Origin of the sequence: Microcoleus sp. S13_C3, assembly GCF_036700905.1 — a bacterium.
GTDB lineage: Bacteria > Cyanobacteriota > Cyanobacteriia > Cyanobacteriales > Microcoleaceae > Microcoleus.
Map to the genome: position 1 here is coordinate 1 of NZ_JAUBPT010000123.1, position 23,130 is coordinate 23,130.

The window sequence follows — 23,130 nt, forward strand, 5'->3', positions numbered from 1 at the left end:
TTTACGTGAGAGTAAGGGGTGTGAATCCCTTAGTGGAGTAGGCTCCACGTGCCAAACGACCTTTCAGGTCGCGCCCCCAAGAACCGGACTTGACAGTTTCCCATCATCCGGCTCATGCCTTCAGCCTCTCAGTATCACCCTTTGAATGGACGTGCCTATGGCAGGCTTGGTGGAGGTGTATGAGGTTTTCCTCCTTATCAGTTCCGCCATTCTTCCTTTGTACGATGTGGTGGGTGTGCAGTTTTTCTCCATTGAGCAGGTGGTCACCGCATATCGGACAAGACCAGTTTTGATTAGTCGCTACTTTGTAGAGCTTCGTACCTTTTTCCCAATAGGTTTTACCGTATCGGGTCATGCGGTCTTGCCAATATTTGGTGAGTTCGGGGTCATCGGGGGAAGCGGTGCCTTTGACTTTAACGTGACGTTCAATTGGAATATTAGATAAGCGGAAAAGGGCTATCTCTTTATTTCCACGCAAGTCATTGACTGTTGCAGAAAATACCCATTTTCGCCCTTGGAGGGTTTTGAAGTATTTTCTGGCTACCCATTTCTTACGTTTATTCGCGTGTCGCCTAAGTGACCATTTCCAGAGAAGTTTCCAGATTTGGTGGTCAACGTAGCTGAACACTTGTTTGCTGACCCCGTGCCTGTAGTAGTTTCCCCATCCTCTTAATACTGGGTTAAGGTATTCTATGACTGCCTCTGGTGAAGCCTGTTTGTGTTCCTTAAGCCATTCACGGATGTTCTTCAGGAAGATTTTGACTTTTTCTTTCTGAGGCTTAATAAGGCATTTGCCTTTGAACTGGCGGATATTGAACCCCAGGAAATTGAATCCTTCTTCTACATGAGAGATGTTGGTTTTCTCCTGACTCAGTTCTAATCCTCTTTCTTTAAGCCATTCCTGAAGAGTGGGAATTATTGCCTCAATGTCCTCTCTTGATTTGGCGGTGATGATGAAGTCGTCTGCATATCGGATGAATCCGTAGGTTGCATCCTTCTTCTTTTTCTTGTTGCCAGCTTGTTTCCCGCTTTTGAGGGTGTAGGTGTTGACCTTGTAAAACTGGCTCAGTAGTGCCTCTATACCGTTTAAGGCAATATTGGCTAGCAGAGGGCTGATTATCCCTCCTTGTGGTGTACCGCTTTCTGTTTTGTGGAACATCTCGGCTTCTATATACCCTGCCTTCAGCCATTGTTTGACGATTTCTCTGCTTGGGGTATTCCCAATTGTGCTGAGGATGTATTCATGGCTGATGTTGTCAAATGCTCCTTTGATATCGGCATCTAGAATCCAAGTGTCACTGCCTCCACCCATTCGGCAAAAGCATTGGGCGATGGCATCGTGTGTGCCTCTACCAGGTCTAAAGCCGTAACTGTGTGCCTCAAAGCGAGGTTCAAAGCGAGGCTCGAGTGCATTTTTGACAATCGCTTGTGCTACGCGGTCAATGATAGTTGGAATTCCTAATGGTCTTCTTTTCCCGTTTGCTTTGGGAATATATACCCTTTTAGTTGGGCGAACTTTCCATAGAGAATGTTCCTTCATTTGTGTGACCAGTTTCACCCGTTCATCGTTGGTTAAAGCTGTCTGACCGTCTATTCCAGCCGTCTGCTGTTAACCTAAGCAGGCAGGTCGCCCTACCTGCTCGGCTCCAGAACCGAACGTGAATATCGCTATTCATTCGGCTCCTCAGTGTGTGACTGTCACCTTTGCTTGTGACATCTCCAATAAGGGAAAACTCCCTCAGCGCGGTTCTGTTTCTGATTGCCCGTGAATTTGGTCGTGGCAATGCAGGTGGACTAATATCAGGTTTTTGTCGGCATTATTTCCACCCTTGGCTCTAGGCTTTAGGTGGTGTTTTTCGATTGAATCACCTGGGTTAAAGTTCAGTCCACATTGGGCGCATCTACCTTTCTGCCGCTTGAGCAGTCTTGCTTTCTGCGGTTCTAGGGATTTGTAATTTTCGCCCATTCTGGCGCTCCAATAAATCGAGTCTCCATCGTAGGGGCTGCGTGTTCCTTGTACCTTTGTCCATCTCAAACCCGCAGGAAATGCGGCATGGAGTAGGAGGTTGAAGGAATCCTGCTCTTTCCTCGAGCTTGCAAAGACCCAATTGTTATTACCGATGGTTCGCCAATATTTTCTGGCAACCCACTTTTTCCCTTTGTTAGGGTGACGGCGTTTCCCCCATCGATACAGTCTGCTCCAGAGTAGGTGGTCGAGTTTATTGAACGTTTCCTTTGAGTTCCAAGGAGATTGGTAATGACACCATCCTCTAATGATTGGATTGAGGAAACTGATTAGAGCAGCTTGACTGCTGCTGTTATTCTCCTCGACGTACTTATCGAGCTTTCTGTAATGAGCTTGAAGCTTTTCGTTGGAGGGTTTTACGATGGTTTTGAAACCCAACTTTTTACCTTTCGATGTTTCACCTGAATGGTGTTTCCCTACTGGGTATTGGCGAATGGAAAATCCTAGAAAATTAAATCCAGGCTTTTCTCCACCATGTTCTTCTAGTGTATGTACTAGCCGAGTTTTTTCGGGTTTCAACTCAAGCCCCAATTCGCTTAACCATTCTGATAGAATTTGCTGACATTGTTGTACCACGGCAAGTTCTTCGCATATTACCACTAAGTCATCCGCGTAGCGTATAAGCGTAGGAGCTTTCACTTCCTTTCCAAATAACCTTTTGGTATTTCGGATTCTGTTTGCTTTATCGCTGGGAAACTGTGCCTCTATGCGTTGTTGCATACCGTGGAGCGCGATGTTCGTTAAAAGTGGTGAGATACTACCACCTTGCGGAACACCCTCCTGTGTCTCTTGAAATCCCTTCCTTTCTGCCCATCTGCTGAAGTCGATTACTCCCGCTTTGAGCCACGCTTTGATTTGACGCTCGAAGATGGGAAAGGTATTAAGTTTTTCTAACAGTTTGGTATGGTTTATTTTGTCAAAACACCGACAGATGTCTGCATCCAAAACATACTTCGGTTTTTGGGCGATGTACGTTCGGATTGCTTCAACTGCGTCATGACAAGATCTGCCAGGTCTAAAGCCGTATGATTCCGATTCAAAACGTGCTTCCCATTCTGGTTCTAACGCCAGCTTGATTAGCGTTTGTTTTGCTCTTTCCTCAATTGTTGGGATTCCGAGTCCTCGTTTTTCCGGCTTTCCGGGTTTAGGAATCCAAACCCTTCGAGTTGGTGCTGATTTCCCGTTTACTTTCAGGTTTTTTGCCAGTTCTAATCGTGCTGGAGGTTTTAAGGCTTTTATCCCGTCAACTCCCGCCGTAACTCGACCTTTATTGTCCTGTGTAACCCGTCGCACGGCAATTAGTTTTGCAGACCAGGACTGAGCTAGACTCTTTTGGAGCCGCCTAACTGTTTGAACATCTCCACGCTGTGAAGCGCGATAAATCCGCTTTTGGAGCTTGAAAACTGCAAACTCAGCTTTCCGCCAGTTCACATTTTTCCATTCCACTTGTGATGTAATCTCCGTTTTGGACATCTTTACTCGAACTAAAGCGAACGTATCTTTCACACAGCAGTGAGTCTGTCAGCATATCCTCTCCATTACAGAGGGGCGTTGGCTTCTGACCCAATCCTTCCAAAGGTGGCTTACGCTAGCTACTACTCCAGAGTTTGACCAATTCTGGAGAGCCGTTCCCCTGGTTTAATTCGTTCCGAGTTTCCGTTGGTACTGGTTGTAGAACCTCTCAATCCGCCGGGTTTTGGTAAGTGCCGATAGTCAGTAGGGCAAGCTGCTATCTACCGTTCCCGTGAGCCTATTTCGCTCCCTGCGTATTAGCCTTATTCCGCAAGTTGATAATGACGACGGTTTGTACGAGAGTTCGCTTTCGCTGTTCTGCCCCAGATGCTCCCGGTTTCACTACATTTCAGGCTCGTAGCTTATCCGGTTTTCACCCCGCTTCAGTTCTGGCGGTGCTACCCTCTCCATAGCCTACCGTGTACACAGAAGTTGATTCTGAGCTAGTTTCCATCCCAAAAAGATGGATTCAAACTGTCGGAGTCCATGAACAAGCGTAGGCATTCCAGGAGGTCTCTGAGAACTATAACCAGACCAACCCCCAAGTCGAGCGATTAACCAAGTAGCCCAAGGCAAGGAGGCGGGAGGATAGGGGTTTTGTAATTTTTTCGTGCGCCCTTCAAGAGAGGGTGCAATCACTTCCAAGCATTGCTGTTGCTCATCAGAGAAGGTAACAGAAGCGGGTAAGTCCTTATTCTCGCGTCCTTCAACCATTTGTAGCGTTCTTACGGCAACACCTAAAGCCAAAACCGTGAGTCGTTGAATAGCTTCCACGGACTCTAATTGGGTAGCTTCAAGATTTAATCCGGCTTTTTTTAGCGTGGCAAAAAGTTGTTCAATACGCCATCGCCATCGATACCATTCAATAACTTGTAATGCTTGCTCTATGCAAACTACCTTGTGGGTGGTGAGTAATCGCCAGTGAATTGCTTCTTGCCCCGGTGGGGGATTAACTTCTATTGCTTCAACTGCGTAAAGAGGGATACTAGGCGGGTAATCTCGTGCCTTCAATTTATCGGGACGCTGGATCTTAACACTAACACAACGAATAATCAGCAATGCTTCTCTCGCCGTCCGACCAATGCGTGGGTCGGCGGGTACATCAATTGTATAAGTCCCCACACAAGGTTGTTCTCTTAAATAGGTATAAAGCGATTGAGATTGTCCTAACAACCGACGGTCTTGACAAACCCGCACCAATACATGATTATGTTGGTTAGGAACCGTCGCCCATTCTTCGTACAAGTCACTTTCGCGATCTCCGATGTGAGTCACCATCGTTGCACCACCGTTACTTAAGCACCATTGACTGCGCTCGGCAGATGCTAGCCACTTGTAAGATTCTTTCTGCTCTATGGGCAAATTTTGATACTGCCGTTCATGCTTATCTTGACGAGCTAAGTCTCGACTCCACAGTTGCACTGTGCTTAACCCTAATGGGAAACCGCTTTCGCTATCTAAAACCAATGTAGGATGTAGATAAAAGCCTATATCTGTGTTGTTGCCGACTACTCCTAATTGCTCGGGTTTTAGTCGACCTGCATGAGATTGTAAGTTAATTTCAGTGCTATCACTTATCGCTAATACGTGCCGTCCTTCTACTTGCTGTTGGCAATGATCCGAGAGGCTCCGTACTAATTCTGATACTGTCACGTTTTCATTCTCCAAAAAGCGATAGTATCCCACTTGTTCAGCTCGATTTCGACTGATTTGACGAATGTTTACCGATTGATGTTTGCCCATTGCCTCATATAATGCCGCCCCCTTTTTACCAGCCTTGGGTCTCCAAAGGCTGTTCCTTCGAGGACTTCGGCGTGAATCAGTATCGGATTGTCCACTGTTTATACCTCTCTCAAATCCTTTTTCTAGTTTACTTTGACTTGTGTGTACACGGTAGCTTTTAACGGGGGGAGATTGCTTGCAGGCCAGTCGATTACTTATCTAGGGCAGTCGGCTGGCTTGAACTATGGTTGTTGCTGTTGTTGTTGATGATTGTCAGGTTGCCGTGAATAATTGTCGGCTCCGGGACTCTTTTTGCTCCAGACTGATAGCCAGTATCGTAGCCGACTGCAAAAATTAGAGTGCCAGCCACAAGCGCACCGCCAACCATTATTTTGGTTACATTTTTGTCGAAGTCTTTGTCATCGTCGTTCATCGCTAAACCTCCTCAGATTTCACGTCAATTGCATCCTCACCGTCTTTAGACAAATCCTTGCGTGCTGGAGTTGGCGATGTTTTATGGTTGATAACTGTGCCAGCAATAAAATCACCTTCGATTTTCTCGACGTAATTACCGCCCTGAGTATTGATAACCCGTTTGCCAGGTTTGCCGTCTTCAAACACTACGCCATTGATGATTCGTACCATATTAATCAATCCCTCAAACTGTTAATTTGACCAATTACTTCGATACCTTTCGCGTCAGTTACTCCCTCTTCTCTCAAGCTTAGGGCTGCCACTACAACAGCGTCCTGAGATTTCTTGGCGATGACGTTAAACACTCTGGGGGTGTTGCTTTCGCGCTGCACTTTTACTTTGTAGAAGCTCATTATTCGGCTCCCAGCTTCATTGCCCGCAGTTGTGCCAGAACTTCAGCCTGTGCCTCCTGTTCAGCTTGAAATACTGCTAAAGCCCTCCCAGCTCCACGGTTTCGAGCTGCGTTGATTTCGGCATTGTCCAAGTCAGCATCACGTTTTTGTGCTGCTTGGTTTTCCTTGGCAATTTGAGCCAGAAGTTGCATCACGTTTTGGTTCAGAGATGCGGAATTAGAATGTGCCGTTTGGTTCAATTCGGCAATTCGCCGATCAAGCACTGGGATATATTCGGGGATTGCCAAGGCTCCGGCGATCGAGGGAGAAGATGCGACGGGGGCGGCCTCTACCAATTTCCGCAGTTCGCTAAGCTTCCCTGCATTCAGTAGTTTGCAAGCTTTCAGGGCAAGCTCAGAGTATTGAGTGGCCCGCGCACCCCCACGCCGTAAGGCTTTAAGCTCAATGCCGTAGATATCTTGTAGTTTGGCGATCGCCTTCTGCAACGCAGATTTATTCAATCCAAGAATCCGCTGCACTTGTGCTGCTGAGTACCAGCGCTCAATCGATTCTGACTCAGGAGTATCGATTTCTGTAACTTCTACGTCAATCACAGCCTGGTTTTCAAGTTCCATAGTTTCGCCTGCTTTGGGAGAATCAATTCAGAATCGATTTGGAATCGATTCTGATGTTTGCCATCATAGCACATCACATCATGGTTGCACATAGTACAATCAAAACAGAAGGTGACAGAACATAGCATGATGGAAGGAGAGATATTGAATATGAACTAATGAGTAGAAAACTAAATGCTGTAATTCCCGATGAAACTTGGGAAGCTTTAGATGAGATAGCTAACCGCGAAATGCGTACCAAAAGCCAGATGGCAGCAATCCTTTTAGGAGAAGCGATTGCAGAGTACCGCAAGCGGCATTCTTTAAAAAATACCGAGGCTGACTTAGCAGATGCTGCCGATCGCACATCCGACCCGCAGCCACCAGAACCGGAGCCAACCGCAACCAAGCCAGCAACCGCAGGAACAGCCAAGCGGGGCAAGGCAAGTAAAAGTGCTAGTTAATGTCTAGCGAATATCTAGCAGATGTCTAGCAAAGGAAACGTCACAATTCAACCCAAACCATGCCGATCGCCATTCCTTGACCTCTATTACGCAGAAGTAAATGAATAGTTCCAATGATCGATTAGACCGAATAGAAGCAATCCTTGCAGCCACCGCAGTGCAGCAGCAGGCAAACACCGAGGCTCTGACCAGGCTGGAAGCTCAGACTTTTGCCAACTCCGAGGCGATCGGGCGGTTGGAAGTTCAAACTCTTGCCAATGCGACAGCCATAGATCGCCTGACCGATCGCATTGACCAACTGACCGATCGCGTTGACCGACTGGCTCAACGTTTTGACGGTCTGGTTTCAGCAATCGGGAGCCATCAAGAAGCGCTGAGGCTGATTTCCCAGCAGAACAACGAATGGCGAGAGCAAATGCGAATCATTCAAACAGAAATTCGCGACCTCTGGCAGTACCTCAATAACCAGCTCCGTAACCGTGGCAACGGCGGCGGGCAAAACTGAAGCGGCTGCCGATCAGGTGTGGGTGTGGGGAATTTAGGGACGATCGCATGCAGGGAGTTGGGGCGGTGCGGACGATCGGCTTCTTAACAAAGCTTGGTATAAACTCCCGATCGCACATCCGAACCGCAGCCAACAGAACCGGAGCCCACAGCACCCAAGCCAGCGACAGCAGCGAAAGCCAAGCGGGGTAAGGCAAGTAAAGGTGCTAGTTAATGTCTAGCAGGTATCTAGCAACTATCTAGCAAGTATCTAGCAAATGTCTAGCAAAGGAAACAGGCAACCATGATCCAAACCCAAACCAAAACAGAAACAGTCACATTTGATGAGTTTGTCGCTTGGTATCCAGAGAACTCTGTCCACCGCTACGAACTACACCACGGAGTTATTGTTGAAATGCCTTTAGGAACCGGCAACCATTCCAACGTTACGGGCTTTATTACAAGTGAAATCAATTTTGAAATCAGGCGACTGCAATTGCCTTGCTCCATCCCCGGTGACTGCCTGCTCAAGCCCATCCGCAACGAGGCTGGCTACCAGCCAGATACTATTGTCCTCAACCAAACTGCATTTGCTTCCGAGCCCCGCTGGGAAAAAGAATCAATCATCACGATGGGGTCTTCGGTACGACTGGCTGTAGAGGTCGTCAGCACGAACTGGCGGGACGATTACCATCTCAAATTCGCTGACTATGAAGAGATGGGCATTCCTGAATACTGGATTGTGGACTATCTCGGATTGGGCGGTCGCAAGTTCATCGGCACTCCCAAACAACCCACTCTCTCGGTTTGCCAGTTGGTAGATGGAGAGTACCAGGTCACACAGTTTAGGGGGGACGATCTGATTGAGTCGCTAGCTTTCCCAGAATTGAGGTTGACGGCTGAACAGATTTTTCGCGCTGGCTTGCCACTAACCGAACCGAACTAGAGAGACTGGAACGATCGCGAAGAGGTCATGATTTTTGAGAAGAGGTTTAATTCTCAGATTTGGGAATGGTTGGTACAGAGGAGCGTTTACCGCTCAAGCGCGGGGGATGTTGAAAGCAATCAGCTTCTTAACTTTTTCACTATATTCTTACCAAATCTCAGAACTTACTGTAAACAAGTAATGCTTTAACTGCCAAATTCCAGCATTCGCTTGAACTTCCCGCGCGTGCTTTCGTTACTTCATACGATATATTGAGTAGCTGTAAGTTTTTCTTGAGTAGCTTTTAAGAATTCTTACAGAAACTTATGAAAATTCGATTGCTATGCAGTCTTTTGAGAGAAGCCGATTCGATCGAGCTATTTCCATTTCGATCGCGCTGGCAAGGGTTACACGCTATAATCCGAGTAGTTGAAGTTGGGAAAAGTTTTATGTTGCCATCATCTCAGAAATTGCGATGCTCTTTCGCTCCCTCGCCAGAGTTAATCCAAGCGCTAAACGAGTATTCTGCATCTTTTGAAGTGTCGCGCTCGGTGTTTGTTGAAGAGGCTTTATGGATTTACCTTGGGCATCTCGATAGACACTTAGAATTAGACAGCAAAAAGCAACTTCAAAACGAAGAAGCGCTGGCAGCATAAAGGCTTCAGCGCTTCTTTTGTTATCTTAAATAGCCAGATACTTTTGTCGCTCAATCTTGGCGGAACGACGACAAAAGCTAGTAAACTACCTCAAATCGGTCTCCTAATAAGAGTGCCGACTATTCCCATCATGCCACGCATCCAAGAAAAAATAAAGCGCCTTTTTGGCGTCCTGTTGCCGATTAATACTGTCTCTAGCGGTTCGATCGCACGTTCCCAGAATTCTGACACCACCCATAGCTTTCATAGCTTCAAAAAGTCTTCAAACCTAGGCTACAACTCAATTTTACCACAATCCCCGCAAAGTACGATAACTAACCGGGGATTTTCTGCTGTTGGTTTTGAAGCAGCGATCGGGGGTGCGGTGTAATGAATACACAACCACTCTCCCACAAAATCGACCGCGAGCAAGTCCGGCAACAGCTAGCCGCATTGGGTTACAAAGGAGGCGATCGAGTTTTCCTACGTGCCTTCTTCCCCGATACCGATCCTCGCAAAAAAGACGACCCAGGGCGGAAAGCAGAAGCAGAAAACCTCGACCAAGTAATCGCACACGCTACCAGATTTCAAGCCCAAGGGCGGGGCGTCTATTTAGTGGTCAACGGCGGAGGACACAAAAACGAAGATGTTGCCGAAGGGCGGGCTATATTCTACGAACACGACAACTTAGACAAGGCTGCTCAAATAGAATTGTGGAAAAATTTAGGGTTGCCAGAGCCATCACTACAAATTGACACCGGGGGGAAATCCATTCATTCGTATTGGATTTTTGCCGAATCCATTGCAATCGAAAACTGGCTACTGCTTCAAAAAGACTTACTTGAGTTTGCCGATGCCGACAGGTCAATTAAAAATGCCAGCAGAGTAATGCGACTGGCGGGTGCATGGCATACAAGTGGCAAGCAGTCCGTAATTATCAACAATTCAGGCAAGCGCTACACATTCGAGGAATTGAGGGAGATTATCCCAACACCAAAAGCACCAGAACCGACGCTTTTTCAATCCTTACCGCAAGTATTGCCTACATCCAATAAAACCAATCGTTACGAAGATGTAGAAGTACCTGTGCTGATAGCAGTACCTCTAAAATGTGCTTTAGGGAAGAAAAGTAAGGAATTGCTACAAGGAGTCTCGGACGAACGTAATACATCAATGGCAGCGCTCGCCAGAGACTTACTTGGAACCGCTAGTGAATTTGCTCGGTTGGGACAAACTACAAATGATGACGCTTACACCCTCTTTATAGATGCCTGCAAAAATTGTTCGACAGGCGGCGGATGGGATGAAAAGGAATGGAATCAAATTTGGGGCTATGCAGAGGGGAAAAATCCGTCTCCTAGCAATAGTAAGGCATCTACTAATGCTGTAGAAAATTGCATAAAAAGTTGGTACTGGGAAAACCACGGGAAAAATAATTGCACGGTTTCAAATGTTATCACTCATCCCCGTTTTACTCCCCCTGATTCTGCGGAAGTAACAAAGAAATTTGCAAAAATCTACGAAGCTGGCCTTACAGGGTATAAGCTCACAACAGCATTACGCCCATTAGGCTCTAATTCTCAGCAGACTCGACGAGATTATGAGGAATATGTAGAAGAAGCCGACCGAGAAGAACAGCGACAGAACAGGAAAGCAGACATAGAAACTCTGCTAAATATTGACAAACGTCGCTTAACAATTGAGAAGTATCTACCTTCAGATTTAGCAAATCCTATCAAGAAAGTTGCAACATGGATGGGGGTAGATGCTGAAGCAATTCTTACTTTCTTGTTACCAACTGCTGCAAGTTTACTTAATCCTAAGTCTTGCATTGTCGCCAAAGAATGTACGAACTTTAAACAGCCATTTGTACTTTACACAGGAACTGTAGCACTAACCGGCGACCGCAAAACTCCCGCCTTAGATGTTGTCAAGAATCCTTTAGTCCAGCTCCAAATTGCTGAAGACGCAAAGTATGAGCAAGCACTACAGCTATATGAGGCTGAGATGCAGAGGCCTAAAGAAATAAAGAAAGACAAAGGTAATGACGAATTGCCACAAAAACCTAAACCACCTCGCGAGTTCTATGTGGACAACGCAACCGTTGAATCATTGGACAAGATTAAAGGTCAGCAACCAGAGCATGGCTTAATTTCAATTAAAGATGAGCTAAGCGGGTTGTTCGCGTCACACGGCGCTTATAAAGGTGGTAAAGGTGCTGATAAGGAAAGTTATCTTTCTGGCTGGAACGGCGGCGGAGTCAAGAAAAACCGGGCGGGGGATGGTTCGCGTGTGAGTTTAGCGCGTGACTCTTTATCCATAACCGGAGGGATTCAACCTGATAAACTCCGGTCGTTGTTAGGAGATTTTAACGACTCTCAAGGTGAGTGGGCGAGATTCCTTTTTTATCATATGCCGACGCGACCTTACAAAATACCGCGTGATGACACGAGCTACAGCCTAGATGGATTACTAGCAGGCATCTACAAAAAAATTGACGCATTACCCGTCCTTAAGCTTCATTTTGACAAGCAAGGACAAACGCATTTTGACGACTGGTATGACGCAAAAGATATACAGAAACGAGCTGAAGTTAGACCAGGTTTACGCGCTGCAATCGCGAAAATGCCCGGGCAAGCAGTTCGATTAATCGGTGTATTGCACGTATTAAACACGGTAAGTGAGGGGGAAGTACCACCAGCGATATCTCTGGCTACTGTGCAAGCTGGCTGTGAATTGGCTGACTTCTACTTGGGGCAAGTAACCCTCCTACAAAGTAACGGAGATGCTCTCAGCGGTGAGCTAACACCAGTTCTTAAGGCGATTCTCGATAAAGTACAAGACGGGCGCTCGGCATTGACCGCTAGGGATGTACTAGCCAGTATGCGGGAATTGAGAGGAAAAACCGCTAATCAAATCCGAGAACTTTTTGTAGAGCTAGCTGCGATGGATTTAGTTGATACGCAGGGTAAAGGAGTTCGGTTAGCCCTAGTACCAAAAAGTGCTGACAAAAAACAAAATACTCACAACCCTGATTCTACAAGAGATGTAGAAAATATTACTTCTAAACTGCTGACAACTGCTGACAAATTGCTGACAACTCCTAAACAGGTTAAAAGTCATTTAGAGCAAGGACTCCAAGAGATAGATTGTAAAAGTGCTGACAGTGCTGACGCTTTCAACTCTACCGAGAACACTTTGGATTGTCCAAAGGTTGAGTTCGATAATGTGACAGATACATCAAGTGCTGACAAAAATGGCTCTTTTAAGGAATCTGTCAGCACGTCAGCACTTGATGCTGAAAGCTCGACACAGCAAGGGGATAAAGGTGCTGACAGCCCGTCAGCAGGTTGTCAGCAACCGTCAGCAACTGATTCGCGATCGGCTCCGCTGATCGTACTTGGCGACAATCCCTCAGAACCGGAACCCTCGCAAACCGCGCCAGAGGCTACGCCAACCACGCCCGCAACTGGTGTAAAGCCTGCGATCAAGAAAGGGGATAGAGTAGTTATTGCTCGGAGTGATAGCCCTCGTTACCGTGGTGTGAAGGGCGAAGTAATTGACGACAACATCTGGGGGGCAAACGGCCTGGAGTTCCACATCCGCTTTGACAAGAAAATTAGCAATATCTTGCAAGATTATTTCCCCGCCGCCGACGTGATGAGGGAGCCATGCTAGAAACCAAGCAACAGTCCCGATCGCCCGTACAGATTGACAGTGCTACCCACGCTGAGTGCCTTGAGTTCGTCCGCGCCGCAATCTCTGAAGCCGATCGCACGACCGCCCACCAAATCGCAGCAGTTTTGAAGGATTGCTGTCAGCGTGGCTAGGCCGATCGCGCCGCCATTTGGTCTGACCTTACCGAAATTGAGCGTCAACAATTTCAAGAATTGCTGGCGCCACCACCGATCGCCCGCGACTTTGCCCGCAGAATCAGGGATGTGATCGGCTACCAGTCCTCCGCCGTGGCAGCAGCTATTGATGAAGATTTGAGCGATGCGATCACCGTTGGTAAGCTTACCTCCGCCGATGTTCTGGCGGTTGTCGGCGCGACAGAATTTGCCCGGTTCAAGCGGATTGCCGATCGTTGCCCCGTTTTTTGATTTCTTCGTGCTGACACGGAATGAACCAGGCGATCGGGTTGATGTGAAAGCTCGATCGCCCGCCAGCAGACTTATCTGTTCGTGACTCGCACCGTTGATCGAAGCCGCCACCAAAAAAATTAGCTAATTTTTGTGTGTCCTAAAGTCAGGCAAGTGCCGTATAAAATCAGGCGTTTGCTGTACAAAATCAGGTAAATACAGGTATTTGCAGGGGCTGCACTTTATCTGTATTTACCCGAAAATATCCTGCTTTCCGTCTGCAATTTCCTGCCAAATTACTGCCCTTTCGTGATGTTCGTGTCTTGACCTGTTGGGACTGGTTATAGTTGTTCTCTCTCGGTAGCAAGCAATGTTTTTGTGATCACAAACCAGACTTTTACGTGCAGAAACAAAAACGATGCACCCTTATGAATGGGGAATCCTAAGTGCAAGGCGATCGCGTCGATGCTCGCTGTCGGACGAACGATAATCACAGCGAGCATCGACTTGATAGGGTCAATGGTGAGCCAGTGGTAGCGACTTGCAGGCTGATTCGGATATTCGAGTAAGGGCAGCGGAGTCGAGTCGCGAGTTGTAGTTTTTAAAGTCAAAATAATTTAAATCACCACAAAGGTTTGGCTTTGAATCGATCGCCGTGGAGCTATCGCCACAACTACCTAAAAACTAGGGGTGGAGTGTCAAGGGGCTTAATTTTACCCGATATTCAACTGTGCCTCCCAATCAATACCACTGATGCGATGTTAGCCAAGTGTGTCAAAAGGCTTGATTTTTACCCGCTCTTCAACTGTGCCGATTGCTCCTAGTGTTGTGGCGACTTTTCTGGCAACACTGGCATCAATTGCCCCGTCACACCTGGGTAGCATGGGTGGCCAGCGCTTCCCTGATTTCTCAAGTTAACCAATCATGCTGGTTCAAGATTATGTAATGCCGCGTGAAAACTCATATCGGTACAGCCTTAAACTTAGAGACGCGAGGCGATCGCGCTCTCTCTGAAATCAAGTACAACCGTGCGGTAGCACTGCCTTCAATAAAGCCAAACAAACTGAACTGCAACTCAAAAAGAGAAAAACGCTACCGCCATTGTTCCGATACATTAATATGCAATAGCTGAATGGCTAATAACGAGGCCGCTATTTTTTAGGCAACCTTAACAGCTTTTCAATTAGTTCGGCTTGCTCAATTGTGAAAGTACAGCTTGCTATAAATGCTACCACTTTTGAGCCTCTGCTACATTTGCCTAAAATTGGAGTGTAGAGATTGCTGTTCAATTATTAAATTGATATTAAGTGTACCGGGACAGGAAAAAACCTCAAAATTAACTTTTTAAGACTAAGTTTTCATGCGTTTTCATGCGTTTTTCGCTGTTTGTCCTGAGAATGTGCGAGTAAACTTGTGCAAACTCAACTTAATTTTTAGCTGAATTTGGGGGCTTATTCGCAGCAAAAAACGCATGAAAACTCAAACTTATGCCAGAGAGGAAGCTTGCACAAAAAGCAGGAATGAGTCGTAGCAAGCAATGTTGGGAGATATATTTATACCGATAGCGGTAAAGGAGAGTTGCGGCTAAGTTTTCTGAAACTTATAATGCGATCGCTCCTACCTACAACGGTTTCAAGCAACCGGGGCGAGCGCTGTATTCGCTACTAGGCTCTTGCCCTTCAACGAGCGCCTCGCAGTAAATTAAAGTCGCCACACCTTAATTATTCGCTATTCGCGAATGTAGAATAAAGGAAACAAGGAAACAATGCACGAGCTCATCCGCTATGCTAAAACCCCAAGATATCCTTGCAATACTCAAAGTCCACAGTTGGGATTCAACGAACTGGACGTACAGTTCTCTCGCTCAAAGCTTGGGCATGAGCGCATCGCCTCGGTTCATGCTGCCCTTGAGCGTTCTGAAGCTGCCGGTCTGTATTATGGCTCCGAGCGGAAAATTTTGAAGCAAGCGGTGTTGGAATTCTTGGTTCACGGGTTGCGCTATGTATTCTACGCCCAGCCAGGCCCCCTCTCGCGGGGACTGCCAACTGCACATTCTGCGCTCGCCATTGAAAAGCAAGCTGGTTGCCTCACCATCAGAGGTTTATGTCTGGCCTGACCCTCAAGGTGTCGTGAGAGGGCAGGCAATCGCGCCTCTGTACCGCTCAGTCCCCCAAGCTGCCAGTAACGATCCAGAACTCTACGCCTTGCTCAGCTTGATTGACGCTATTCGAGTTGGTCGGGTGCGGGAGCAACGTTTAGCCGCTAGCGAACTTGAAAAGAGGATCGTCGCTCTATGAATCAGCAGATATTCATGCTGGAAATAGTTGCCAGGGTACTCTCGACCGTACCCACTAGCATCGTCTTCACAGGAGGGGCAACAATATCGCTTTACCTCGATGAAGCTGCGGCCCCCGACATTCGACCTACCGATGATGTTGATTGCGTTGTCTCCATTGCATCCAGGGCTGAATACTACCAACTCTCAGAATTGCTGAAAACTATCGGGCTTCAAGAGAGTACAGAATCAGGCGCACCCCTATGTCGCTGGCAGTATGAGGGCATTTCAATTGATGTCATGCCGTGCGATGAATCGGTGCTGGGGTTTTCTAACCGCTGGTACAAGCCAGGTATTGCTAATTCTATTCGCTACCAACTTCCAAGTGGTAGGCAAATCCTAATTTTTTCAACGCCTTACCTCCTCGCTTCCACGCATAGAAGCTTTCATTGGTAGAGGTGGGGGTAACTTTTATTTTAGTTCTGATATTGAAGACATCGTGGCATTGCTTGACGGGCGTTTTAGTTTGTTCGAGGAAGTGCAGCAAGCTGACGAAGAAGTGAAAGCATTTTTATCAGGATGGTTTCGAGCCGAGCTTGCAAATCTGTGCGAAATCGCGCCTGCTTTCCTCTCACCCGTTGCTAAAATTTCAGGTCGCACTCGCTTGCTATTGCAAAGAATTGAAAGGCTGGCGATGATAGTTTAGTTGACTGCTAGCAATAGACGGCAGCTCGCACTTGATCGAGGTAAGCCTTACACTCGCAAACAGCTTGGCGGGCGAGCGCAAAAACCAGATAGTCCAGCCTCAACTTTATTGCTGGCATAGTGGGTACTACGCTACAAAATCGCTTCATAAATTTTAGCTACCTGCCAATTTTCTCACACTTGCTCAACTTGATTTTTAATTCAATTCCGATGCCACAACTTGACTATTAAGTCAATTCGGATTTTGTTAAAAAGGCTAAACAATTAGCTAATTGTTGCGTCAGCTAAAGTCAGGGGTTTGCAGTATAAAGTCAGGCAAGTGCAGTATAAAGTCAGGCATTTGCAGGTATTTGCAGGGGGTGCACTTTACCTGCATTTACCTGAAAATATCCTGCAAATGCCTGACTTTTTCGGTCAAATTACTGCTTTTTTGTGCTGTTCGTGCCTTTGCTTGTTGAGGCTGGTTATGACTGTTCTCTATCGGTAGCAAGCAATGGTTTTGCGATCGCAAATCCTGACTAATTCGTGCTGACAAAAAATAATGCACCATTATGAATGGGGAATCCTAGATGTCAAGGCGCTTGATTTTTACCCGATATTCGACTGTGCCGATTGCTCACATTGCTCCTGCTGTTGTGGCGGCTTTTGTGGCAGCACCGGCATCAATTGCCGCAACTTTCCCATCGCACTTGGGTAGCGATCGATCGCATTGCTCGCTCTCTTGTTAACCAGCCCTCACCATCAGACGTTTAATCATCCTTCCAGTGCGATCGCCTCACTCGCTATAATTTATACACAAAAATTAAATAAACTGAGAGTTGGGTAGGCATCAGTCTCTACTTTGATAAACCCTCTAATAGCCCTCTCCAATTGGAGGGGATAAAATCACCTGACTAGCGGTTGTCAATTACAGTGGTTAACTTGTATCTTGACAAAAGGTTTTTACTGATTGAAAACTATGAAAACTTTACCGTCCGTCAAACCTAGAGAGCTGCTATCCAACCATATTCACATTCGCCTAACTGACTCAGACTACAATCAAATTAAAGCAAGAGCAGAGCAAGTCAATTTGAGCATGAGCGACTTCATACGCCGTGCAGCTTTGAGGAGAGCCATGCCACGCCCTCTAGCTGCATTTGACTTAAAAGCCTATCAAGTTTTGTGCCAAATTAATGCTCAACTTAGAATGGCAGGAAACAACCTCAATCAAATTACTAAAGCTTGCAATAGTGGTGTGGCGTTGGGAGAACCAGTTGTTGTCAATACAGGACTCTTAAAAAGCGTACAGCAACTCATTCGAGAGAACGGGGCTACAATTAAAGCAATAGTTGCAAACCTCGCTAAATCTACAGTACGCTAACTATTAACAAGGCTAGGCTTTACCGCCTGAGCAATCGATTCTGTGCAACTGACGCTTTTTCGGTTATGATTGGCAAACAAATCAAAGGTACAGGCTTTCGGGGCTGTTTGAACTACGTACTGGGCAAAAAAGACGCCACTCTAATTGGCGGTACTATGTGCGGACAAACTCCTGAAGAACTCGCTACTGAATTTGCCATCGCCCGACAACTAAGACCTAACCTGAAAGTAGCAGTTTTTCACGCCACTTTATCTGTCGATAGCACCGAAAAACTAGAAGATTCTGAAGAAAATGACCAACGCTGGCTGGCTATCGCAGCCAACTACATGAAAGCGATGGAATTTGACAACAACCAGTACGCAGTTGTCAAGCACAGCGATACAGAACACGACCACATCCACATCGTCGCCAGTCGCATTTGCCTAGATGGAGGTGTTGTTGACGATAGCTGGGATTATTACAAAAGCCAAGAAACTATTCGCCAACTCGAACGGAACTACAACCTGGAAACTGTTACACCCAGTTGGGAAACAGACAAGCGAGCTCAGACTACAGGAGAACACAGGCAATTAAAAAGCAAGGGAAACAAGAGCGTCAGGGTGCAATTGCAAGACCTAATTGATGAAGTTACCCAAGACAACCCAAGTATGCCAGAATTCGTTGAGCGGTTGCAGCAACAAGGCCCAGAGGTGCAAGTCGGATTGACTCGAACTGGCTTCAGTAAAGGCATTTCTTACAATTTAGATGGAGTCGCTTTAAGTGGCACTCAGTTGGGTAAAGCCTACACTTTTTGTGGATTGCAGAAGCATCGAGGCGTTAGCTATGACAAAGGGCGAGATAACGCCCTAATTGAGGCTTTAATGCAGCCACAACACTTAGCTATCGCCCCCAGTGAGGCAGAGGAAAATGAGCTAGAGTCGTCACAATTTGAGTTAGAAACAACTGCACCTGGAACTCCTGCAACAGCAAATGAGTTAGATTCGTCACAATCCGAGTTAGTAGCAGGTGTACCTGGAACTCCTGCAACAGCAAATGAGTTAGAGTTACAACTATCAATCCTGCCTGAGCCTGATGAAACTCAGTGGCAAAAAGTCCGATCGCATCTAGCAGTCGAGTACAGTTTACCTTTAGAATTGCTTGAAAAATTGCACTCTCATTCTTGGCTGTATGCCGACTCAGAAAAGGCTGTCTTTACGGCACGGACGCTTGACGGGGAAGCCAGCTTCGCTTTTGTTCTCGATGAAAGAGGCAACTTTACTACAACCCATCCCCTGTCATCTGAAGCTGCTTTCTGGGTGGCCACTACTGGAGAAATTGAGCGAGCTGTGATTGCCTGTAACCCAATCGAAGCCCTTTCAATTTTGCTTATTGAACAGGATAACTCTACAACAGCACCAGCGACACTTTACCTAGGAATTGAACGAGCTTCACAACTGCCTATAGAATTCTTACAAGAACTCGATAGCGTTATTATAGCGATCGCCGAAAATTCTCAGCTCGCTCGAAATGCGCGATCGTTGCTACCGAATGCAGAACTTGTTAATCCACAGTCAAGTTGGAATGATATCTGGATACAATTAATTGAGCAAGAACAGCAAACTCCTAAACAAAATAACCAACAGTATAAACGGCACACCCAAGACCTCGAACTGGATTAGTTATGGTTCCCTAAAAAAGTGAGTAGTGTTTAATAAAAACGCTACTTAACAAATCTCCAACTTACGACCTAAATTACTGATAGTGCTGCCACTAAGTATTACAAATTTTTGAATAGATTTATCAACTATTTTTTCTTAATCTGCTAAGTAAATTGAGACGGCGCTTGCTCATTGTTTTTTGTAAGCCGACCTTGATATAAATAAATTATTTATACGTTTTTTTTATTCTACACAAAAAATGAGCGCTGGCGCGCCAAAAAATAAAGTATCGGAGATAAAAAATGGAAGTATCGCAAACCAACACCTACTACTTCAATAATTTAACCTGCGTCCACCAAACAGAAAACCAACTGTACATTATGGGAAGGCAAACAACACTGGTCTTAAATTTTCAACAAACAAGCTATCAAACGCTCGACCAAATAATCCACGCTCTGCGACTTTTGAGAGACAAAAAAGTCCAAGACCGAAAGTCAATTATTGAGCAAGAGTTGCTGGCCTTAAACTTCCAATTCCCTCTCGAAAGCAGCAACCGTAGCAACAACGACACCAACAATGGTAGCAGCAATGGTAGCAACAAAAACTGCGAACTAAAAATCGACTGGTAATTAAATTATGCCGGAGAGACAAGTTTGTTTCTCCGGCAGCCAATAGCAAACATTTTTCGCCACATCCAAAAATGGCTTCCTCTCATAGCAGCATAGGTGTATCTCCTGCACTAAGAGCAAGCCGATATGTTCGACTCGTCGGCTGCAATACTATATCGGCTGGACAATCATATTTGGACGAAAGGCTTTTTCTGATCTAAAAAAAGCCGAGGGGCAAAGTTTTGTGGCGCTGCCCGAAAACATCGCTTTCACATGAATAGCGTATATACTCGAAATACAACTATCCGAGATATTAAACACAACGAGTCAGTACAGCTATGTCTGCTAAAGATGTCTTTCACGAAGTCGTTAAAATCGCTCTCCAGAAAGATGGATGGCAGATTACTCACGATCCATACACTTTACAAGCAGGAAGTTTAGAACTTTACATCGACTTGGGTGCCGAAAGGGTGGTTGCGGCCCAAAAAGACGGACAGAAAATTGCCGTTGAAATCAAAAGTTTTATTGGCCCCTCCAAAATCTCCCAGTTTTACACAGCTTTAGGACAATTCATTAGTTATCGAGCCGCTTTGCAACAACAAGAAACTGACCGCATTTTATACCTAGCAGTACCCAGCCATGTCTACGATAGTTTTTTCACAATGGGGTTTATTCAGTCTTTAATTCAACAAAATCAAATTCATTTAATTGTTTACGATATAGAGCAGGAGGCGATCGCACAATGGCAAATGTAGACCTTTACAGACAACACATCCAAAATCTGCTCTCCCAACACGCCAGTCTGGTTTGGGATGAGCGAATTCAGGCTCAAACTATCTTTGATACCGAGCGCGACCATTATCAATTAGTATATGTGGGCTGGCGCAATCAGCGGCGAATTTATGGCCCAGTTTTGCACCTGGATATTATGGACAATAAAATTTGGATTCAGCAGGATGGAACCGAGGTAGGTATTGCCAACGAACTTGTAGAATTAGGAGTTCCTAAGCAAGACATTATACTTGGCTTTGACCCCCCTAATATGCGACAATTAAGTGAATTTGCCATCGGATAAATTACGCTTAAGTGTTAAAAAAATTAGCTTTTTTGAAGGCTAATTTTTTAATACTGGATCGCTTTCGTCAGCTTGTATAATTTTTGCCACTAGGTGTTATATTTCATACTTAAACTTAACACCCAGTTGCTTGTGCGTAATTCCTCTATCTATTGCTTTCGCCAATGCGCCTCAACTCCTCGCCCCCGACATTCCAAACGCCCAGCATCCCTCTCCCGGCGCAAGAGACGGCGAATCAAATCAATTCCTACTGTCGGACACCGTTCTTGCAATTCCCTAATCGAGAATTCTTGAGACAAATTGTTAATCGCATCCAATACGATCGCCGTTTTAGTTCCTTTTGCGGATGTAACATATCCTACCCGCTGCTCAAACTCCCGATAAGCTGATAGCAGCATGACTCCCAAGAAATACTCCCACCAAGGTAACAGGTTATGCTGCCCTTCATGCCATCCTTGGGAAGATTGGTAAAGCGTATCGTAATAGCTTTCCTTAGTTCTCTCCACAATCCGTTCTAAGCTAATAAATCGCCCCACCTCATAACCGGCTTTGTATAGCAGCAACAAAGTCAGCAACCTTGCCATCCGCCCGTTTCCATCTAAAAAGGGATGAATGCACAAGAAATCCAAAATATAAGTTGGAATCAGCAATAAAGGTTCTATCTCGCCCGATTCCCAGAGGCGATTAAACCGTTCTTGCAGGCGTTCCATTGCCACAGGAGTAGCATAAGCGGGAGTAGGTTGAAACCTCACCACTTTAGTCCCGTCAGGATAAGTAGCGCTAATTTCATTATCCACTGTTTTCCAGCGCCCGCCTGTATTAACAGCAAATTGGTAAAGGTCACGGTGCAGTTGTAAAATGACACCTGTACTAAAATGAATGTGGGTATAACTGGTGTGAATTGTAGTTAGCACGTCCCGATAACCCGCAATTTCTTGTTCTGAACGATCGCGCGGCGTTGTTTTTTCAGTTACTAATTTTTTAATCCGTTCTAGCGGCACAGTAATGCCTTCAATGCGGTTAGAAGATTCGGTACTCTGAATAACCGCAGCTTGGCGCAAAGTGCCTAAAACTTGTGGGGCTTGTTGTTTGAATAGCTCCTGCTTTCCCTTGTACTCTCCAAGCAAACGAATTGTTTGCAGAAGTCTTTGGTTGAGCTGTTGACTTTCAATGAACCCCTCTTCAAATGACAGCATATCTATGTTATCTCCTTTGTATTAATTATAAACATTTATTGCAGTCAATAAGTCGGATATTGTGTGCGCTCGCATCAAAACTTTGAAACCGGATCGCAAGCAGAACCGACGCCAAATCCAGGTAAATAAGTAAGGCGATAGTTACTTTTAGCCATAGCCCTTGCCTCTCTTGTTGTCCAAGGTTTGATGCTCAGCAAATCGGGTTCAGTTTCCAGTTGCTTTAAATAAGAGCGATCGCCCGTTACAAAGGCAATCGCAATCGCCAGGAATTTGCAACAGCTCAAAGGAGCCTGAACCACCTGCTTTTCAGTAAACCTAACCACAATCCAATTCCACTCTAAGAATAATTGATTGCGGCGCATATCGCTGTCAGCATCGCAGCAGTGAGTGGGCTTCTTAGATTTGCCCGCATAAGGTTCATCAATCTCGACATCAATTCCGAGTCCAGATGGAGTGTGAATTACAGTAAAATCTGCTGAATAGCTCCTCTGAGATAACGGAATTTTAAACTCTGCTGCTTGGACAACTTCCTCGAAATATTGCTGTAAGTATTGCAAAAAGCGTTGTTCACTCACTCCTTGCCGAGCTTGAGATGTGCCATTAGGACTAACGCGAAGTGACATCAAATCCTTGAGCAATCGATTTCTGGAAGCCAACTCAAGTTTTGCGATTTTTAAACCTGTCTGCAACCCTTCTTTTTCCACCTTAAAACTAGAAAATTCTTGCTGTTTATTCGAGGATAAATGGTGATGGGATAATATATTTTGTTGATTGTACTCCAGAAGTTGCTGTTTATACCTAGATAGCAGTTTTTGACGGCAACCAAACACATAACTATAAGCAGCCGCAATTAAACATGAATAAGCAGCTACTACCAACAGCATTTCCCACCACAGCCAACCCCAAGAAATAGCTAACAGCGGAAGTACGATCGCACCATAGAGCCAAAACACCCAAATTAACCACAGCAACTTGACAGGTAACACCACAGGTGGTTGAGGCGGA

Annotated in this window: 28 protein-coding genes; 17 read left to right on the forward strand and 11 right to left on the reverse strand. The window is 45.8% G+C overall.

The genetic code is table 11. From position 1 onward, the window contains the following. Positions 1-112: 112 nt before the first annotated feature. The 7 genes from ltrA (QUA16_RS26495) to QUA16_RS26525 form a co-directional block, all read right to left on the reverse strand. Positions 113-1,594, reverse strand: a complete 1,482-nt coding sequence (gene ltrA / locus QUA16_RS26495) for a group II intron reverse transcriptase/maturase (protein ID WP_333107867.1) — start codon at positions 1,592-1,594, stop codon at positions 113-115. 144 nt (positions 1,595-1,738) lie between these two features. Beyond that, positions 1,739-3,499: a group II intron reverse transcriptase/maturase gene (gene ltrA, locus QUA16_RS26500; protein WP_194013112.1), complete on the reverse strand. Its 1,761-nt coding sequence runs from the start codon at positions 3,497-3,499 to the stop codon at positions 1,739-1,741. A gap of 453 nt (positions 3,500-3,952) precedes the next feature. Further along, on the reverse strand, positions 3,953-5,281 hold the full coding sequence (locus tag QUA16_RS26505) for an IS4 family transposase (RefSeq protein WP_333107866.1): 1,329 nt from the start codon (positions 5,279-5,281) through the stop codon (positions 3,953-3,955). 190 nt (positions 5,282-5,471) lie between these two features. Next, positions 5,472-5,693: a hypothetical protein gene (locus tag QUA16_RS26510; RefSeq protein WP_333107865.1), complete on the reverse strand. Its 222-nt coding sequence runs from the start codon at positions 5,691-5,693 to the stop codon at positions 5,472-5,474. Between the two features lie 2 nt (positions 5,694-5,695). Next, positions 5,696-5,905: a hypothetical protein gene (locus tag QUA16_RS26515; protein ID WP_333107864.1), complete on the reverse strand. Its 210-nt coding sequence runs from the start codon at positions 5,903-5,905 to the stop codon at positions 5,696-5,698. A 5-nt stretch (positions 5,906-5,910) separates the two neighbouring features. Then, positions 5,911-6,087 (reverse strand): hypothetical protein, encoded by a 177-nt coding sequence (locus QUA16_RS26520; protein WP_333107863.1) that lies wholly within the window; start codon positions 6,085-6,087, stop codon positions 5,911-5,913. Beyond that, a complete protein-coding gene (locus QUA16_RS26525; RefSeq protein WP_333107862.1) occupies positions 6,087-6,701 on the reverse strand; it encodes a hypothetical protein in 615 nt (204 codons plus the stop codon). Before QUA16_RS26525 ends, QUA16_RS26520 begins: the two co-directional genes overlap by 1 nt. A 158-nt stretch (positions 6,702-6,859) precedes the next feature. Here QUA16_RS26525 and QUA16_RS26530 point away from each other — a divergent pair, with 158 nt between their 5' ends. From QUA16_RS26530 to QUA16_RS26560, 7 genes are all read left to right on the forward strand, one after another. Then, the gene (locus tag QUA16_RS26530; RefSeq protein WP_333107861.1) at positions 6,860-7,144 is read left to right on the forward strand and encodes a ribbon-helix-helix domain-containing protein; all 285 of its coding nucleotides are present in this window, start codon (positions 6,860-6,862) and stop codon (positions 7,142-7,144) included. Positions 7,145-7,244: 100 nt separating this feature from the next. Next, complete coding sequence (locus tag QUA16_RS26535) at positions 7,245-7,649, forward strand: hypothetical protein (RefSeq protein ID WP_333107860.1); 405 nt, start codon at positions 7,245-7,247, stop codon at positions 7,647-7,649. 47 nt (positions 7,650-7,696) lie between these two features. Further along, a complete protein-coding gene (locus QUA16_RS26540) occupies positions 7,697-7,840 on the forward strand; it encodes a hypothetical protein (RefSeq protein ID WP_333107859.1) in 144 nt (47 codons plus the stop codon). 91 nt (positions 7,841-7,931) lie between these two features. Further along, the gene (locus tag QUA16_RS26545) at positions 7,932-8,573 is read left to right on the forward strand and encodes a Uma2 family endonuclease (RefSeq protein WP_333107858.1); all 642 of its coding nucleotides are present in this window, start codon (positions 7,932-7,934) and stop codon (positions 8,571-8,573) included. A 305-nt stretch (positions 8,574-8,878) separates the two neighbouring features. Next, a complete protein-coding gene (locus QUA16_RS26550; RefSeq protein WP_333107857.1) occupies positions 8,879-9,208 on the forward strand; it encodes a hypothetical protein in 330 nt (109 codons plus the stop codon). Between the two features lie 130 nt (positions 9,209-9,338). After that, positions 9,339-9,578, forward strand: a complete 240-nt coding sequence (locus QUA16_RS26555; protein WP_333181463.1) for a hypothetical protein — start codon at positions 9,339-9,341, stop codon at positions 9,576-9,578. Continuing rightward, positions 9,578-12,865, forward strand: coding sequence for a DUF3987 domain-containing protein (locus QUA16_RS26560; RefSeq protein ID WP_333107855.1), 3,288 nt, complete (start codon positions 9,578-9,580; stop codon positions 12,863-12,865). The genes QUA16_RS26555 and QUA16_RS26560 overlap by 1 nt, the downstream gene beginning before the upstream one ends. On the opposite strand, the gene QUA16_RS26565 is transcribed toward QUA16_RS26560, so the two are convergent. Together QUA16_RS26565 and QUA16_RS26570 are read right to left on the reverse strand one after the other, a co-directional pair. Next, positions 12,862-13,401 carry a hypothetical protein gene (locus tag QUA16_RS26565; protein WP_333107854.1) on the reverse strand — a complete coding sequence of 180 codons (540 nt, stop codon included), beginning with the start codon at positions 13,399-13,401 and terminating at the stop codon, positions 12,862-12,864. The genes QUA16_RS26560 and QUA16_RS26565 overlap by 4 nt on opposite strands. A 209-nt stretch (positions 13,402-13,610) precedes the next feature. Next, complete coding sequence (locus tag QUA16_RS26570; protein WP_333107853.1) at positions 13,611-13,880, reverse strand: hypothetical protein; 270 nt, start codon at positions 13,878-13,880, stop codon at positions 13,611-13,613. A gap of 1,154 nt (positions 13,881-15,034) precedes the next feature. Between QUA16_RS26570 and QUA16_RS26575 the strand changes: the two genes are divergently transcribed. From QUA16_RS26575 to QUA16_RS26620, 10 genes are all read left to right on the forward strand, one after another. Beyond that, positions 15,035-15,385, forward strand: coding sequence for a hypothetical protein (locus QUA16_RS26575; protein WP_333107852.1), 351 nt, complete (start codon positions 15,035-15,037; stop codon positions 15,383-15,385). Positions 15,386-15,398: 13 nt separating this feature from the next. Beyond that, the gene (locus tag QUA16_RS26580) at positions 15,399-15,566 is read left to right on the forward strand and encodes a hypothetical protein (protein ID WP_333107851.1); all 168 of its coding nucleotides are present in this window, start codon (positions 15,399-15,401) and stop codon (positions 15,564-15,566) included. Further along, the gene (locus tag QUA16_RS26585) at positions 15,563-16,000 is read left to right on the forward strand and encodes a hypothetical protein (RefSeq protein ID WP_333107850.1); all 438 of its coding nucleotides are present in this window, start codon (positions 15,563-15,565) and stop codon (positions 15,998-16,000) included. Before QUA16_RS26580 ends, QUA16_RS26585 begins: the two co-directional genes overlap by 4 nt. 43 nt (positions 16,001-16,043) lie before the next feature. Next, complete coding sequence (locus QUA16_RS26590; protein ID WP_333107849.1) at positions 16,044-16,250, forward strand: hypothetical protein; 207 nt, start codon at positions 16,044-16,046, stop codon at positions 16,248-16,250. 568 nt (positions 16,251-16,818) lie between these two features. Continuing rightward, positions 16,819-16,977 carry a hypothetical protein gene (locus QUA16_RS26595; protein ID WP_333107848.1) on the forward strand — a complete coding sequence of 53 codons (159 nt, stop codon included), beginning with the start codon at positions 16,819-16,821 and terminating at the stop codon, positions 16,975-16,977. 230 nt (positions 16,978-17,207) lie between these two features. Further along, entirely contained in the window at positions 17,208-17,609 is a 402-nt protein-coding gene (locus tag QUA16_RS26600; protein ID WP_333107847.1) for a plasmid mobilization protein, read from the forward strand. 65 nt (positions 17,610-17,674) lie between these two features. Then, positions 17,675-19,267 carry a relaxase/mobilization nuclease domain-containing protein gene (locus tag QUA16_RS26605; protein WP_333181465.1) on the forward strand — a complete coding sequence of 531 codons (1,593 nt, stop codon included), beginning with the start codon at positions 17,675-17,677 and terminating at the stop codon, positions 19,265-19,267. A gap of 281 nt (positions 19,268-19,548) precedes the next feature. Next, positions 19,549-19,875: a hypothetical protein gene (locus QUA16_RS26610; RefSeq protein ID WP_333108718.1), complete on the forward strand. Its 327-nt coding sequence runs from the start codon at positions 19,549-19,551 to the stop codon at positions 19,873-19,875. A 317-nt stretch (positions 19,876-20,192) separates the two neighbouring features. Beyond that, positions 20,193-20,609 carry an element excision factor XisH family protein gene (locus tag QUA16_RS26615; protein WP_333108717.1) on the forward strand — a complete coding sequence of 139 codons (417 nt, stop codon included), beginning with the start codon at positions 20,193-20,195 and terminating at the stop codon, positions 20,607-20,609. Continuing rightward, positions 20,597-20,929: a XisI protein gene (locus tag QUA16_RS26620; RefSeq protein ID WP_333108716.1), complete on the forward strand. Its 333-nt coding sequence runs from the start codon at positions 20,597-20,599 to the stop codon at positions 20,927-20,929. The genes QUA16_RS26615 and QUA16_RS26620 overlap by 13 nt, the downstream gene beginning before the upstream one ends. A 149-nt stretch (positions 20,930-21,078) precedes the next feature. Here the strand turns inward: QUA16_RS26620 and QUA16_RS26625 are convergent, their stop codons facing one another. Together QUA16_RS26625 and QUA16_RS26630 are read right to left on the reverse strand one after the other, a co-directional pair. Next, a complete protein-coding gene (locus QUA16_RS26625) occupies positions 21,079-22,125 on the reverse strand; it encodes a Fic family protein (protein WP_333108715.1) in 1,047 nt (348 codons plus the stop codon). Between the two features lie 74 nt (positions 22,126-22,199). Then, positions 22,200-23,130, reverse strand: a 931-nt coding sequence (locus QUA16_RS26630) for a hypothetical protein (RefSeq protein ID WP_333181467.1), incomplete at its 5' end; no start/stop codon positions are given.

Excerpts from the sequence above, each read along its gene's own strand:
- ltrA (WP_194013112.1), bottom strand. The coding sequence starts at position 3,499 with ATGTCCAAAACGGAGATTACATCACAAGTGGAATGGAAAAATGTGAAC.
- QUA16_RS26505 (WP_333107866.1), bottom strand. The coding sequence starts at position 5,281 with ATGGGCAAACATCAATCGGTAAACATTCGTCAAATCAGTCGAAATCGA.
- QUA16_RS26510 (WP_333107865.1), bottom strand. The coding sequence starts at position 5,693 with ATGAACGACGATGACAAAGACTTCGACAAAAATGTAACCAAAATAATG.
- QUA16_RS26515 (WP_333107864.1), bottom strand. The coding sequence starts at position 5,905 with ATGGTACGAATCATCAATGGCGTAGTGTTTGAAGACGGCAAACCTGGC.
- QUA16_RS26520 (WP_333107863.1), bottom strand. The coding sequence starts at position 6,087 with ATGAGCTTCTACAAAGTAAAAGTGCAGCGCGAAAGCAACACCCCCAGA.
- QUA16_RS26525 (WP_333107862.1), bottom strand. The coding sequence starts at position 6,701 with ATGGAACTTGAAAACCAGGCTGTGATTGACGTAGAAGTTACAGAAATC.
- QUA16_RS26530 (WP_333107861.1), top strand. The coding sequence starts at position 6,860 with ATGAGTAGAAAACTAAATGCTGTAATTCCCGATGAAACTTGGGAAGCT.
- QUA16_RS26535 (WP_333107860.1), top strand. The coding sequence starts at position 7,245 with ATGAATAGTTCCAATGATCGATTAGACCGAATAGAAGCAATCCTTGCA.
- QUA16_RS26540 (WP_333107859.1), top strand. The coding sequence starts at position 7,697 with ATGCAGGGAGTTGGGGCGGTGCGGACGATCGGCTTCTTAACAAAGCTT.
- QUA16_RS26545 (WP_333107858.1), top strand. The coding sequence starts at position 7,932 with ATGATCCAAACCCAAACCAAAACAGAAACAGTCACATTTGATGAGTTT.
- QUA16_RS26550 (WP_333107857.1), top strand. The coding sequence starts at position 8,879 with ATGAAAATTCGATTGCTATGCAGTCTTTTGAGAGAAGCCGATTCGATC.
- QUA16_RS26555 (WP_333181463.1), top strand. The coding sequence starts at position 9,339 with ATGCCACGCATCCAAGAAAAAATAAAGCGCCTTTTTGGCGTCCTGTTG.
- QUA16_RS26560 (WP_333107855.1), top strand. The coding sequence starts at position 9,578 with ATGAATACACAACCACTCTCCCACAAAATCGACCGCGAGCAAGTCCGG.
- QUA16_RS26575 (WP_333107852.1), top strand. The coding sequence starts at position 15,035 with ATGCACGAGCTCATCCGCTATGCTAAAACCCCAAGATATCCTTGCAAT.
- QUA16_RS26585 (WP_333107850.1), top strand. The coding sequence starts at position 15,563 with ATGAATCAGCAGATATTCATGCTGGAAATAGTTGCCAGGGTACTCTCG.
- QUA16_RS26595 (WP_333107848.1), top strand. The coding sequence starts at position 16,819 with ATGTCAAGGCGCTTGATTTTTACCCGATATTCGACTGTGCCGATTGCT.
- QUA16_RS26600 (WP_333107847.1), top strand. The coding sequence starts at position 17,208 with ATGAAAACTTTACCGTCCGTCAAACCTAGAGAGCTGCTATCCAACCAT.
- QUA16_RS26605 (WP_333181465.1), top strand. The coding sequence starts at position 17,675 with ATGATTGGCAAACAAATCAAAGGTACAGGCTTTCGGGGCTGTTTGAAC.
- QUA16_RS26610 (WP_333108718.1), top strand. The coding sequence starts at position 19,549 with ATGGAAGTATCGCAAACCAACACCTACTACTTCAATAATTTAACCTGC.
- QUA16_RS26615 (WP_333108717.1), top strand. The coding sequence starts at position 20,193 with ATGTCTGCTAAAGATGTCTTTCACGAAGTCGTTAAAATCGCTCTCCAG.
- QUA16_RS26620 (WP_333108716.1), top strand. The coding sequence starts at position 20,597 with ATGGCAAATGTAGACCTTTACAGACAACACATCCAAAATCTGCTCTCC.
- QUA16_RS26625 (WP_333108715.1), bottom strand. The coding sequence starts at position 22,125 with ATGCTGTCATTTGAAGAGGGGTTCATTGAAAGTCAACAGCTCAACCAA.